This window comes from Paenibacillus donghaensis, from assembly GCF_002192415.1.
GTDB classification, from domain to species: Bacteria; Bacillota; Bacilli; order Paenibacillales; family Paenibacillaceae; genus Paenibacillus_AQ; species Paenibacillus_AQ donghaensis.
Map to the genome: position 1 here is coordinate 7233057 of NZ_CP021780.1, position 13901 is coordinate 7246957.

General features: G+C 50.1%; 13 protein-coding genes and 1 tRNA gene. 12 read left to right on the forward strand and 2 right to left on the reverse strand.

All coding sequences use genetic code 11. From position 1 onward, the window contains the following. The first annotated feature begins 19 nt into the window (after nucleotides 1–19). From B9T62_RS32850 to B9T62_RS32875, 6 genes are all read left to right on the forward strand, one after another. Complete coding sequence (locus tag B9T62_RS32850; protein ID WP_169834536.1) at nucleotides 20–955, forward strand: gluconeogenesis factor YvcK family protein; 936 nt, start codon at nucleotides 20–22, stop codon at nucleotides 953–955. Nucleotides 956–995: 40 nt separating this feature from the next. Next, nucleotides 996–1925: a DNA-binding protein WhiA gene (gene whiA / locus B9T62_RS32855; protein WP_087919096.1), complete on the forward strand. Its 930-nt coding sequence runs from the start codon at nucleotides 996–998 to the stop codon at nucleotides 1923–1925. Between the two features lie 99 nt (nucleotides 1926–2024). Continuing rightward, nucleotides 2025–2294 (forward strand): HPr family phosphocarrier protein, encoded by a 270-nt coding sequence (locus B9T62_RS32860; protein ID WP_019914358.1) that lies wholly within the window; start codon nucleotides 2025–2027, stop codon nucleotides 2292–2294. 148 nt (nucleotides 2295–2442) lie between these two features. Then, complete coding sequence (locus B9T62_RS32865) at nucleotides 2443–3198, forward strand: SIMPL domain-containing protein (protein WP_087919097.1); 756 nt, start codon at nucleotides 2443–2445, stop codon at nucleotides 3196–3198. 242 nt (nucleotides 3199–3440) lie between these two features. Continuing rightward, nucleotides 3441–4535, forward strand: a complete 1095-nt coding sequence (locus tag B9T62_RS32870; RefSeq protein WP_087919098.1) for a PdaC/SigV domain-containing protein — start codon at nucleotides 3441–3443, stop codon at nucleotides 4533–4535. 126 nt (nucleotides 4536–4661) lie between these two features. Continuing rightward, entirely contained in the window at nucleotides 4662–5300 is a 639-nt protein-coding gene (locus B9T62_RS32875; RefSeq protein WP_245864190.1) for a GDSL-type esterase/lipase family protein, read from the forward strand. Between the two features lie 160 nt (nucleotides 5301–5460). Here the strand turns inward: B9T62_RS32875 and clpP are convergent, their stop codons facing one another. Then, on the reverse strand, nucleotides 5461–6057 hold the full coding sequence (gene clpP, locus B9T62_RS32880; protein ID WP_087919100.1) for an ATP-dependent Clp endopeptidase proteolytic subunit ClpP: 597 nt from the start codon (nucleotides 6055–6057) through the stop codon (nucleotides 5461–5463). A gap of 193 nt (nucleotides 6058–6250) precedes the next feature. Next, a tRNA-Arg gene (locus B9T62_RS32885) sits at nucleotides 6251–6325 on the reverse strand. Nucleotides 6326–6552: 227 nt separating this feature from the next. Between B9T62_RS32885 and B9T62_RS32890 the strand changes: the two genes are divergently transcribed. The 6 genes from B9T62_RS32890 (at nucleotide 6553) to eno (ending at nucleotide 13705) form a co-directional block, all read left to right on the forward strand. Next, nucleotides 6553–7605 (forward strand): sugar-binding transcriptional regulator, encoded by a 1053-nt coding sequence (locus B9T62_RS32890; protein WP_087919101.1) that lies wholly within the window; start codon nucleotides 6553–6555, stop codon nucleotides 7603–7605. A gap of 116 nt (nucleotides 7606–7721) precedes the next feature. Beyond that, nucleotides 7722–8732 carry a type I glyceraldehyde-3-phosphate dehydrogenase gene (gene gap, locus B9T62_RS32895; protein WP_087919102.1) on the forward strand — a complete coding sequence of 337 codons (1011 nt, stop codon included), beginning with the start codon at nucleotides 7722–7724 and terminating at the stop codon, nucleotides 8730–8732. A 124-nt stretch (nucleotides 8733–8856) separates the two neighbouring features. After that, complete coding sequence (locus B9T62_RS32900; protein WP_087919103.1) at nucleotides 8857–10038, forward strand: phosphoglycerate kinase; 1182 nt, start codon at nucleotides 8857–8859, stop codon at nucleotides 10036–10038. A gap of 25 nt (nucleotides 10039–10063) precedes the next feature. Then, nucleotides 10064–10816 carry a triose-phosphate isomerase gene (tpiA, locus tag B9T62_RS32905; RefSeq protein ID WP_087919104.1) on the forward strand — a complete coding sequence of 251 codons (753 nt, stop codon included), beginning with the start codon at nucleotides 10064–10066 and terminating at the stop codon, nucleotides 10814–10816. A gap of 2 nt (nucleotides 10817–10818) precedes the next feature. Continuing rightward, on the forward strand, nucleotides 10819–12363 hold the full coding sequence (gene gpmI, locus B9T62_RS32910; RefSeq protein ID WP_087919105.1) for a 2,3-bisphosphoglycerate-independent phosphoglycerate mutase: 1545 nt from the start codon (nucleotides 10819–10821) through the stop codon (nucleotides 12361–12363). 55 nt (nucleotides 12364–12418) lie between these two features. Continuing rightward, on the forward strand, nucleotides 12419–13705 hold the full coding sequence (gene eno / locus B9T62_RS32915; RefSeq protein ID WP_087919106.1) for a phosphopyruvate hydratase: 1287 nt from the start codon (nucleotides 12419–12421) through the stop codon (nucleotides 13703–13705). Nucleotides 13706–13901: the final 196 nt, after the last annotated feature.

Below are 13901 nucleotides of genomic sequence, written 5' to 3' on the forward strand. Positions count from 1 at the left end.
GCGTCCGCGCATTGTTGTGATGGGCGGGGGAACCGGTCTGTCTGTGATGCTGCGCGGGCTGAAGGAGAAGCCGCTGGATATTACGGCCATTGTAACCGTGGCTGATGACGGCGGCAGCTCGGGCATTCTGCGCAGTGAGCTGCAGATGCCTCCGCCCGGTGATATCCGCAACGTGCTGACGGCCATGGCCGATGTGGAGCCGCTGATGGCTGATATTATGAGGTACCGCTTCAATAGCGGGGAAGGGCTGGCCGGGCATAGTCTAGGCAATCTAATTCTCGCTGCGCTTACCGATATATCCGGTGATTTCGTCACAGCGGTCCGGGAGCTTAGCCGCTTATTTGCTGTCCGCGGCCGGGTGCTGCCTGCAGCCGGAGAAGCTGTGGTGCTGCATGCCGAGATGGCCGACGGCACCATTATCACCGGCGAGTCCAAGATCCCTGAGGCCGGCGGGGTTATCAAGCGGGTCTTCCTGGAGCCGCCGGATGTGGAGCCGCTTCCTGAGGCGCTGGAGGCGATCCAGAACGCGGATGCTATTCTGCTGGGTCCCGGCAGTCTGTATACCAGCATCCTGCCCAATCTGCTTGTCCCCAAGCTGGCTGAGGCTGTGGTATCCTCGAAGGCGATCAAGATTTTTGTCTGCAACGTAATGACCCAGCCTGGAGAAACAGATAATTATTCGGTCAGCGATCACCTGCAGGCGGTTTATGACCATATAGGCATCCATCTGTTCGATTATGTAATCGTTAACGACGGCGTTATTCCCGAGCAGGTGCAGGTGAAATATGCGGAGAAAGGCGCTCGTCCGGTCCGTGTGGATCAGGAAGCGCTTGATGGCAGCAGCTATAAGGTGATCGCTGATAAGCTGGTATTATTCCGTACCTATTTAAGGCATGATACAGATAAGCTAAGCCATCATATTTACCAGCTCGTTCAAGACTGGATTTCCAGATGAGCCTTCCGAATACCGTGATATTAAGAAAGAGGTGAGACCCTTGTCTTTTGCGGCCCTTACCAAAAAAGAGCTGACGATGGTGGAGAGCCAGCCTTGCTGTGAGAAGGCGGAGATGTCCGCACTGATCCGGATGAATGGTTCAGTGCAGCTTTCGAGCAAAAAGGTGGTACTCGACATTTCGACGGAGAACGCCGCGATTGCAAGACGGGTATATTCTTTGCTTAAGAAATATTACCAGGTCCATATCGAGCTGCTCGTGCGTAAAAAAATGCGTTTGAAGAAGAATAACGTCTATATCGTCAGAATTCCCAACCGGGTGCAGGAGATCTTAAGTGACCTGCATATTGTCTCCGAGGGTTTTAATTTCACGGATGGTATTGATGATGCCATTGTCGGCAAGAACTGCTGCAAGCGGGCTTATCTGCGCGGCGCCTTCCTGGCCGGAGGTTCAGTGAACAACCCGGAAGGCTCTTCGTACCATCTGGAGATCGCTTCCATGTATGAGGAGCACTGCAAGGCCTTGGTGGAGCTGGCCGGTGAATTTCACCTGAATGCCCGCTGCATCGAGCGCAAGAAGGGCTTCATCCTCTACATTAAGGAAGGCGAGAAGATTATCGAATTCCTCAGCTTGATCGGGGCGCACCAGGCCTTGTTCAAATTTGAGGATGTGCGGATTATGCGGGACATGCGCAATTCGGTCAACCGGATTGTCAACTGCGAGACGGCTAATCTGAACAAAACAATCAGTGCTGCGGTGCGGCAAATTGAGAACATCAAGCTGCTGCAGCGGGAAGTGGGCCTGGACAGCCTGCCTGACAAGCTGCGTGAGGTGGCTGAGGTCAGACTGGCCCATCCGGATATCAACCTGAAGGAGGTTGGCGAAATGCTTAAGGGCACCGTCAGCAAATCAGGGGTAAACCACCGGCTGCGCAAGATTGATGAAATGGCGGATAAGGTGCGGGGCGTCTGAATATTTTTTTTCTAGTGTGGATTAAGTTATAATGATATAATATTATAAAATTTAATGTGAAATTCATTGGGCAGATCTCAAATAGGGGGTAAGCGTTTCATGACAAAGCACCCGGTAGTTGTTCGGTTGAAGACAGGGCTCCATGCTCGGCCGGCAGCATTGTTCGTGCAAGAAGCTAACAAATTTTCGTCGGAGATTTTCGTGGAAAAAGACGATAAAAAAGTAAACGCCAAAAGCATCATGGGTATTATGAGTCTGGCAATCAGTTCCGGCACGGAGATTTATATTAGCGCGGATGGCGCGGATGCAGATCAGGCTGTAACCGCTTTGACCAGTCTTGTAAGCAAGGAAGAGCTAGAGAACCAATAAGGTTGTCCGGAATAAGTGTACTGCAGCACCCTAAGCCCCTTCGCGGGCTTTTTTTTTATATTTCTCCAGCGGATTAATGCAACTTTTTCCAAGCAGTCCCGTCTAGAGGGTACAAACAATATAACCATGATGAAAGGGGTTAATGAAGATGAACAAGTGGGGTAAATCGATCGGAGCGGTACTGCTGGCAGGAAGTCTGTTGATTGGAGGAATGGCGTTGAACGGAGGAGCAGTGGGTAGTCAGAAGGCTTATGCTGCGGACGAAGTGCAAAGGGATATCATCAGTGTGGTGGGCAAAGGCGAGCTGTCGATCAAGCCCGATATCGTCTATATGTCGATCGGAGTGACTACTTCGGCTGAAACTGCTCAGGAAGCGCAGAAGAACAATGCCGCCAAGATGGATAAGCTGAACAAGCTGCTGAAGACCACTTGGGGAATTGCGGAGAAGGACATCAAGAGCACCCAGTTCTCAGTACAGCCCAACTACACTTATACTGAAAAAGACGGACAGAAAGTTAAAGGCTACAACGCCCAGCATACGCTGGAGGTATCTTACCGTGACCTGGCCAAGGTAGGTCAGCTGCTGGATGCGGCTTCTGCAGCCGGTGCCAACAATATCAGCAATGCGCGGTTTGCGATTGAAGACACTTCCGCTTTTGAAGCGCAGGTGATTGAGAAGGCTATGGCCAATGCGGGAGTAAAAGCTTCAGCGATCGCCAAGGCAGCGGGACGCAGCTTGGGTCTTGTCATTAACGTGAGCCAGAATGATAGCGGCAATGATCCGATCTATTTTGCCCAGAAGGAAATGATGAACGTGGCAGCGGACGGCGCTGCCTCATCGGCTGTGGAACCGGGAGAAGTTAAAGTCACTACCCAGCTTAGCGTAATGTACGAGATGAAATAAGCTAAGGGATGACAGAGGGGGCGTTCTTCAGCTGGCGACAGCGGAGGGGCGTCTTTTTGCTAGAGTTCAGTTGGGCTATGGATTGAAATCTCTCAATAAGTTTAAAGAAATGTAATAACAAGTGCTTCATTTTCACTGAAAAACGAAGAAACTGTAAGCGTCCTTGTAACTCTAACGGAGTTAGGCTTCGTTATACTAAGAGGTAGAGTTTAAACATCGCACCTGCGGAAGGAGAAATATAGATGTCCTATTTTACTAAAAAACACGCTCGTCAATGGGGAACCGGTCTGCTGATCGCAGGCCTTCTGGCCGGAGGAGGATTGCTGCCCGCAGAAACTAGCCATGCAGCAGCAACTACGCAGAAGCAAGCCGCTTCGATCGCCGTACTGAAGTATAACGGAGCAATTACGCAGCAGACTGGAGTTGTGGTGAACGGAGAAGTATGGGTGCCGGTAACCTTCCTGCGTGATGTGCTGAAGATGCCGCTCGCCTATGATAAGGCTGAGAATGCCTATACGGTGGGAAGCGGAGTCAAACAAGTGAAACTGTCATTGTATAACGGATCTGCCTCCATCTCCGTAAATAACGTCTATATTAAAGACCATGAGGGGAAATTGTTGAACAACCGCCTGTATGTCCCGGCTGGGCTGCTCAGTGACTATCTGGGCTACAAGACCGATTGGAGTGCCTCCTCGGGCCGTCTGAACGTAGTTGCTAAAGCGAACAATGCTCTGACTATTACGACTCAGACGATCTCCAATAACAAGCAGGATGTTACTGTAGAGCTGGATTATCCGCAGATCAGCGGAATGGCGAATGCGGCGGCCCAAGCCAGAATCAACAGCCTGCTGAAGCAGGACATTACCAACTTCGCAGCTGCTGCCGATAAAGGCATCAAGAACCGCGGCAAGGAAGAGAACCCTTACGAATATGAATCGTCCTATCTGGTAAGCTACAATCAGGACGGTGTGCTGAGTCTGATTACCAACCAATATAGCTATATGGGTGGAGCGCATGGAAATACGTACCGTCAGGGCTACACCTTCTCGCTGAAGAATGGCAAACGGCTGCTTCTGGGCGATCTGTTTGGAGCCAATTCTTCTTACAAAAAACAGCTGAATGCCAAGCTTGATAAGCTTGTTAAGGCTGAGGGCGGGTATCTCGGCGGTTTCAACGGGCTAACCAGCGAGAAATTCTTCTATCTGAAGGAAGGGCAGGTTGTACTGTTCTTCCAGCCTTATGAATATACGGCCTATGCCGCAGGATCCCCTGAGTACAGCTTCAGCTTCAAGGAATTGCTGCCTGACGGCAGCAGCCCTTTTGCCGCGTATAAATAAAGTCTCGGCATGGTCCTGGTGTCTGAACAGGGCGTATTCCAGGCAGGGACATCTCACCGTTGCCTGATCTCTAGAGCCATCATATGCTGAATAAGGTACAGCTTAGGATGGGAGGGAGGTGACGTGATGACTGATCTTTATGTTGCGATTGGGGATTCGCTGACCACCGGTTTTGGCGCCCTGCCAGGGAACGGCTTCGTTCCTGTATACCGCAGGATGGCAGCCGGCCGTTTGCGCAGAGAGGTAATCTCCAATAATCTGGGCGTGAACGGTCTTACCACCGCGGGACTGAAGCAGCGGCTGCAAGGCTACCCTATGTATAGACAAGCGATTGGCAACGCAGAGATTATTACCCTGTCTATCGGTGGCAACGACCTGATACGGGCAGCCAGGGCTTCCTCCGGGCAGCCGGGCAATGCCACCGCGCTATTGCAGCAGGCCTTGCAGGAATGCAAACGGAATTTCGCTGAAATTATGGCGATGCTTAACCACTGGAAAGGTGCGGGTCGCAGTCCATATATCATTCGGGTCGTGGGGTTATACAACCCTTATCCACAGGTGGAAGCGGCCACAGACTGGGTAAGGCAGTTCAACCGCTATGCTTCCCAGTGCAGCAGCCGTGATTGCGGATTTGCTTCGATTTATAACGAGTTTGCCGGGAATGAACGGGGTCTGCTGTCCATCGACCATGTTCATCCGAACGGGCGGGGCTACCGGGTGATTGCTGATAAGCTGAACGGTCTTGGATATGGGCGGCTATATTGAGTCTGGCATTACGGATGTGGCTAAAATACAATATTACACAAAGAACCAGTAAAGTTCCTGTTCATCAGGAGCTTTACTGGTTCTTTGTGATGATGCCCGCATAAAAATGACCGCTATCCGCAACTTTCCTGCGGATAACGGTCAAGGGTCAAGCTATGGCTTACACGCCTACAGGCATAGGTTTCTCGATAACCTTATCTACGATACCATAAACCGCAGCATCTGCAGCACTCATGAAGTAATCACGGTCCGTATCCTTCTCGATCTTCTCCAGCGGCTGGCCGGTACGTTCAGACAAGATGCGGTTCAGCTTATCGCGCAGCTTGATGATGCGGCGGGCACGGATCTCGATGTCCGAAGCCTGGCCTTGGGCACCGCCGAGCGGCTGGTGGATCATGATTTCACTATTAGGCAAGGCGAAGCGTTTGCCTTTGGCACCGGCGTTAAGCAGGAACGCTCCCATGGAAGCGGCCATACCCACACAGATGGTGGAGACGTCCGGTTTAATGTATTGCATGGTATCAAATATAGCCATACCTGCAGTAATCGAGCCGCCTGGGCTGTTTACATACAGATGAATGTCTTTCTCCGGGTCTTCGGCAGCCAGGAACAGCATTTGGGCAATGATGGAATTGGCAACCACGTCATTAACCTCCGTTCCAAGGAAAATGATGCGGTCCTTCAGCAGGCGGGAATAGATGTCATAAGCGCGCTCACCGCGGTTGCTCTGTTCTACTACCATAGGAATATAACTCACGTGGAAAACCTCCTTGATATGTGTGTTTCGAATGGATTCATTTTTACTGTTACCGTATTAACCACATGATAAACAAATTCAAACAAAAAGTCAAAGAAAGTCAAACTTAGTTAATAAAAAAAGAGCCGGGTTCCGGCTCTTTGGTTAAATAGTAATATAGGCAGTGCTAAATTATGCACTAATTTGTAAATAATGGCGCGCCCGCCAAGAATCGAACTTGGATCTCAGGCTTCGGAGGCCTACGTCATATCCATTGGACCACGGGCGCAACAGAAATTATTATAATACAGTTCTCCGCGAAAAGCAATGGGTTATTCAATGCGATAAATAGTGGACATGCATAGGATGAAAAGGGATTGAGAATTCTACTCTCGGAAGACTTGCACTTCACCTAAGTTTTGGGTAGAATATGGGTGGGACTTAAAAAGTTAACCCGGGACATTTTGAGACCATGAACTAAGGGATAGAGAAAGACGAAGATGCAGGAGTGAAAGCATGCGTAACTTATTAGAAATCCAAAAGCAGCTTTTGCCTGATCTCATGGAAACCCTTAAGAGACGGTATACGATTCTTCATCAGATCATGTTGTCCGATATTATCGGCCGCAGAACACTTGCCGCATCGCTGGATATGACCGAGCGGGTACTGCGTGCCGAGACGGATCTTCTGAAATCGCAAGGGCTCATCGAGATCGAGAACGTCGGCATGCGTATCAGCGATGCCGGTCGCAGACTGCTTGACCTGCTGGAGCCGATCGCCAAGAGCCTGTTTGGCCTGGATGATCTGGAAGAGAAGATTCGTAGCACCTACGGTCTGAACAAAGTGATTGTTGTACCGGGAGACTGCGAGTCTTCGATGTTCACGAAACGTGAGCTTGGCCGGGCAGGCGCCAAAGCGCTGCTCAGCGTTCTGCAGCCGGGAGATACCGTTGCTGTCACAGGCGGATCTACACTGGCCGAGATGGCCGATCAGCTCACCCCGCCGCTAACTCTTTCCTATAAGGATGCCTGGTTTGTACCGGCGCGCGGAGGACTTGGGGAGAGCATGGAGATTCAAGCCAACACGATTGCTTCAACGATGGCCAAGCGCGTCGGAGCCAATTACCGGCTGCTGCATGTCCCTGACCTGCTCAGCGAGAATGCCTACCAGTCGCTGGGCGTGGACTCCAACATAGGCGAGATTGTGCAGATTATCCGCAGCTCGCGCATTATTGTGCATGGAATCGGGGATGCCATAGAGATGACCCGCCGCCGGAAGCTAGATGAGGCCACGGTCTCGCAGATTCAGGAAGAAGGCGCGGTGGCAGAATCCTTCGGCTATTATTTCAATGAAGATGGTGAAGTCGTTCATACGATGCTTACCATGGGGCTGCGCTTGGAGGATATTATGCGCACGGAGACGGTTGTAGGGATCGCAGGCGGCAAGCGTAAAGCGAAGGCGATTCATGCGATGCTGCGTTTCGGGCAAGAGAATATTCTTATCACCGACGAAGCGGCAGCTCTTGAAATCGACAAGGAAATCGACAAGCAGCTGCAGCAAATGGAGTAGCCACCATAATATGGGAAGCATTCATGGTAATTATGCATTATACTTAACATTGTTGTCTTGACAGGCTTTACGGCCTGTCTTGAATAAATAAAACGAAATCTAGGAGGAACTATTCAATGAGTGTAAAAGTTGGAATTAATGGTTTTGGACGTATTGGACGCCTTGCCTTCCGCCGTATTCAGAATGTAGAAGGTATCGAAGTGGTAGCAATCAACGACTTGACTGACGCTAAGATGCTTGCGCATTTGCTTAAATATGATACAACTCAAGGTACTTTCCAGGGTGATGTGGAAGTACATGATGGATTCTTCAAAGTAAACGGTAAAGATGTTAAGGTTCTGGCGAACCGCAACCCAGAAGAATTGCCTTGGGGCGAGCTGGGCGTTGACATCGTTCTGGAATGTACTGGTTTCTTCACTACTAAAGAAGCCGCTGAGAAACACTTGAAAGGCGGAGCTAAGAAAGTAGTAATCTCTGCTCCAGCTACTGGCGACATGAAAACTGTCGTATACAACGTTAACCATGATATCCTTGATGGTTCCGAAACTGTAATCTCCGGCGCATCTTGCACAACGAACTGCCTGGCTCCTATGGCCAAAGTTCTGCAGGACAAATACGGCATCGTTCAAGGTTTGATGACTACGATCCACGCTTACACAGGCGATCAGAATACTCTGGATGCTCCGCATGCCAAAGGCGACTTCCGTCGTGCGCGTGCAGCTGCTGAGAACATCATTCCTAACACTACCGGTGCTGCTAAAGCCATCGGCCTGGTTATCCCTGAGCTGAAAGGCAAATTGGATGGCGCGGCTCAACGTGTTCCAGTTGCAACTGGTTCCCTGACTGAGCTGGTAACTGTTCTTGAGAAGAAAGTAACTGTTGAAGAAATCAACGCTGCTATGAAGGCTGCTTCTGATTCCGAAACTTATGGTTACACTGAAGATGAAATCGTATCTTCCGACATCAAGGGCAGCACTTTCGGTTCCCTGTTCGACGCTACACAGACTAAGGTTATGACTGTTGGCGACAAACAATTGGTTAAGACTGTAGCTTGGTATGACAATGAAATGTCCTACACTGCACAATTGATTCGTACTTTGGAGCACTTCGCTAAGCTGGCTCAATAATATCGGATTATTATAAGTAGGTAACTTCTATAGAGCGGAAACAGAAATTCCTTGTTTCCGCTCTTTCTAAAGTTATTCCCTCGGATTTCGGATTGAACCAATATTGGGTGTGGAGGAACTAATCATGAACAAAAAAAGTGTCCGTGATGTAGAAGTAAAAGGCAAACGCGTATTCGTGCGTGTGGATTTCAACGTGCCTATGGAAGATGGCAAAATTACGGATGATACCCGTATCCGTGAAACGCTCCCAACAGTTAAATACTTGATTGAGAACGGTGCTAAGGTCATTCTGGCGAGCCACATGGGCCGTCCAAAAGGCCAATTTGTTGATTCCATGCGGCTCACCGGCGCTGCTGAGCGTTTGTCCGAACTTCTGGGTAAACCGGTAGCCAAAGCTGATGAAGCCATTGGCGAAGCAGTCAAAGCACAAATTGCCAAGCTTGCTGAAGGCGATGTACTGGTGCTTGAGAACGTACGCTTCTATCCTGGCGAAGAGAAAAATGATCCTGAACTGGCTAAGCAGTTCGCTGAACTGGCTGACCTGTTCGTCAACGATGCTTTTGGTGCGGCTCACCGTGCCCATGCATCGACTGAAGGCATTGCTCACCTTCTGCCTGCGGTATCCGGCCTTCTGATGGAGAAGGAATTGTCTGTACTGGGCAAAGCTCTGTCCAAACCTGAACGTCCCTTCACCGCGATCATTGGCGGTTCCAAGGTTAAAGACAAAATCGATGTTATCGACAACCTGCTGAATCTGGCTGACAACGTACTGATTGGCGGCGGCCTTTCTTACACCTTCACCAAGGCACAGGGCCACGAAATCGGCAAATCGCTGGTTGACAACGATAAGCTGGATGCCGCTCTTGGTTTCATCGAAAAAGCCAAGAAGCTGGGCAAAAACTTCGTGCTTCCGGTTGACGTAGTGGTTGCTGACAAGTTCGGCGCAGATGCCAACACCAAGATTGTGAATGTCGACGAAATTCCTGCAGACTGGGAAGGTCTTGATATTGGACCGAAGACTCGTGAAATCTATGCCGATATTATCAAAAACTCCAAGCTGGTTGTTTGGAACGGACCGATGGGCGTATTTGAAATTGATATCTTCGCCGAAGGTACGATTGCCGTAGCCAAAGCTTGTGCAACTACAGAAGGTTACACTGTGATCGGCGGCGGCGATTCCGCAGCTGCAGCAGAGAAATTCCACCTGGCTGACCAAATGGATCACATCTCCACTGGCGGCGGCGCATCACTCGAGTTCATGGAAGGCAAGGTACTTCCTGGCGTAGAAGCACTGAACGACAAGTAAGACGTAGAAGGAGGCCATTCAAACCATGAGAACCCCAATTATTGCCGGCAACTGGAAAATGTTCAAAACGGTTCCGGAAGCTGAAAGCTTCATCGCTGACATCAAAGGCAAAGCGGAAGTTGAAGGTGTGGAGACCGTAATCTGCGCACCGTTCACTAACCTGCCTGCTCTGGTAGCAGCAGTGAAAGGCACAGACATCAAGATTGGCGCACAGAATCTGCATTTCGAAGACAATGGCGCATTCACAGGCGAGATCAGCGGCGTAATGCTGAGCGATCTGGGTGTGGAATATGTTATTATCGGACACTCCGAGCGCCGCGCTTATTTCGGCGAAACAGACGAAATCGTGAACAAGAAGCTGCACGCAGCCTTCCGTCACGGTATTACTCCAATCGTCTGCGTAGGCGAGAAGCTGGAAGAGCGCGAAGCTGACCAGACCAAGGCTGTCTGCAAAGTACAGACTGAAGCTGCATTTGAAGGCCTCAGCGCTGAACAAGCGGCCAAGGTGGTTATCGCTTATGAGCCAATCTGGGCGATCGGCACAGGCAAATCCTCCACTTCCCAGGATGCCAATGAAGTTATTGCTTACATCCGCAGCCTTGTCAAAGGCCTGTATGATGAAGCAACGGCTGAAGCGGTTCGCATTCAATACGGCGGCAGTGTGAAACCTGAGAATGTAACGGAATATATGGGTCAAAGCGATATCGACGGCGCACTTGTCGGCGGTGCCAGCTTGCAGCCTGCATCCTTTGTCTCCCTGGTTGAGGGGGCGAAGTAAAGATGTCAGCTCCTAGACCTGTAGCACTGATTATCATGGACGGTTTCGGATTGCGCGCAACGAATGAAGGCAATGCTGTTGCTCAAGCCAACAAACCCAACTATGACCGTTATCTGACTCAATATCCGAATACCACGCTTACCGCTTGCGGCGAAGCGGTGGGTCTACCGGAAGGACAGATGGGCAACTCTGAAGTGGGCCATCTGAATATCGGCGCTGGCCGGATCGTCTATCAGGATCTGACCCGTATCGACAAGTCCATCCGTGACGGAGAATTCTTCGACAACGAAACGCTGGTTGCAGCCGTAAGAAATGCGAAATCAACCGGCAAGAAGCTTCATCTGTATGCGCTGGTATCCGACGGTGGGGTACACAGCCATATTAACCATCTGTTCGCAATGCTTGATCTGGCCAAAAAAGAAGATTTGCATGAAGTGTATATCCACGCTTTCATGGATGGACGCGATGTACCTCCGGACAGTGGACAGAAATTTGTTCAGGATCTGGTAGCCAAGATTGAAGAAGTAGGCGTGGGCACCATTGCAACGGTATCCGGACGCTACTTCGCTATGGACCGTGACAAGCGTTGGGAGCGTGTAGAGAAGGCTTACCGTGCGATGGTTTATGGCGAAGGCCCGAAATATACCGATGCATTGCAAGCCATTACTGCATCTTACCAGAATTCCGTGTATGATGAATTCGTAGAGCCATCCGTAATTGTGGACAATGAAGGCAAGCCTGTAACAGCAGTAGAGAGCGGAGATTCCGTGATTTTCCTGAACTTCCGCCCAGACCGTGCCATTCAGCTGTCCCAGGTATTCACCAATGCGGATTTCCGTGGCTTCGACCGGGGACCTCTGTTCCCGCAGAACCTGCATTTCGTATGTCTGACTACCTTCAGCGAAACGGTACAGGGTTATGTAGCCTATTCGCCGAAGAATCTGGACAACACCCTGGGTGAAGTGCTCGTACAGCAGAACAAGAAGCAGCTGCGTATCGCGGAAACTGAGAAGTACCCGCACGTAACCTTCTTCTTCAGCGGTGGACGCGATAAGGAGCTTCCTGGCGAGACGCGGATTCTGATCAACTCTCCCAAAGTGGCAACCTATGACTTGCAGCCTGAGATGAGTGCTTACGAGGTGGCTGCGGCCTGCGTAGCCGAGATCGAAGCGGAAAGACAGGATGCCATTATTCTGAACTTCGCCAACCCTGACATGGTAGGACACTCCGGCATGCTGGAACCAACCATCAAGGCTGTGGAAGTAACGGATGAATGTGTGGGTAAAGTGGTGGACGCCGTAGTAGCCAAAGGCGGGGTAGCGATTATTATCGCCGATCATGGCAATGCTGATATGGTGTTTGATGAGAACGGACGTCCGTTCACGGCTCATACAACCAATCCGGTTCCTTTCATCCTGACGGATGAAAATGTTGTGCTGCGCGACTCCGGAATTCTCGCAGATGTGGCGCCAACCATCCTGGATCTAATGGGACTTCCGCAGCCAGCGGAAATGACCGGACAATCGATGATTGCCAGCCGCAAATAGCATTACCAGCATAACCAGCAATACAAAACCATTGTTAAAAAGGAGATTAAATTACATGACTATTATTTCTGATGTGTACGCTCGCGAGGTCCTCGACTCCCGTGGTAACCCTACAGTAGAGGTTGACGTTTATCTGGAATCCGGTGCTAAAGGCCGCGCTATCGTTCCTTCCGGCGCTTCCACAGGCGCTCATGAAGCCGTAGAGCTTCGTGACGAAGACAAATCCCGTTACCTCGGCAAAGGTGTTCTGAAAGCCGTTGAGAACGTAAACGAGCTGATCGCTCCTGAAGTTATCGGTATGGACGCTCTGGATCAGCTGGGCATCGATAAGCTGATGATTACCCTGGACGGTACTCACAACAAAGGCAAGTTGGGCGCCAACGCAATCCTGGCAGTATCCATGGCCGTAGCACGTGCTGCTGCAGCTGCTCTGGATGTGCCTTTGTATGTATACCTGGGCGGATTCAACGCTAAACAGCTTCCAGTTCCAATGATGAACATCGTTAACGGCGGCGCACATGCCGACAACAACGTTGACGTACAAGAGTTCATGGTTCTGCCAGTTGGCGCACCTAGCTTCAAAGAAGCTCTTCGTACCGGCGCGGAAATCTTCCACGCTCTGAAAGCTGTATTGAAAGCTAAAGGCCTGAACACTGCAGTTGGCGATGAAGGCGGATTTGCTCCTAACTTCACTTCCAATGAAGATGCACTGTCCACTATCATGGAAGCTATCGAAAAAGCCGGCTACAAAGCAGGCGTTGACGTATTCCTGGGTATGGACGTAGCTTCCACTGAGTTCTTCAAAGATGGTAAATACCACCTGGAAGGCGAAGGCAAATCGTTCACACCAACCGAGTTCGTAGACCTGCTCTCCTCTTGGGTAGATAAATACCCAATCATCACTATTGAAGATGGCTGCTCCGAAGATGACTGGGAAGGTTGGAAATTGCTGTCCGAGAAACTGGGCAACAAAATCCAATTGGTTGGTGACGACCTGTTCGTAACCAACACTGAGCGTCTGAACAAAGGGATCGAAGAAGGCATTGGTAACTCCATTCTGATCAAAGTAAACCAAATCGGTACTTTGACTGAAACTTTCGATGCTATCGAAATGGCTAAACGCGCAGGTTACACTGCAGTAATCTCCCACCGTTCCGGTGAATCCGAAGACAGCACAATCGCTGATATCGCCGTGGCTACCAATGCCGGCCAAATCAAGACTGGTGCTCCTTCCCGTACAGACCGTATCGCTAAATACAACCAATTGCTTCGCATCGAAGATGAACTGGGCGAATTGGCTCAATACAACGGCATGAAATCCTTCTACAACCTCAAAAGATAATTTGAACTTGAGCTTGTAAGCCGAAATAAAATCAAGAGCCTGCCGTTAATCGGCAGGTTTCTTTTTTTAGAACTAAGGGCATGACTAATAGCAGACATGGCAGTTGTAATACAAGTGGGGCTATGATAAAATTAAAATGCTGTTTATGAAACGTGAACTCTCAATTTACCATAGATAGTGATGCTTAGGCGTAGGA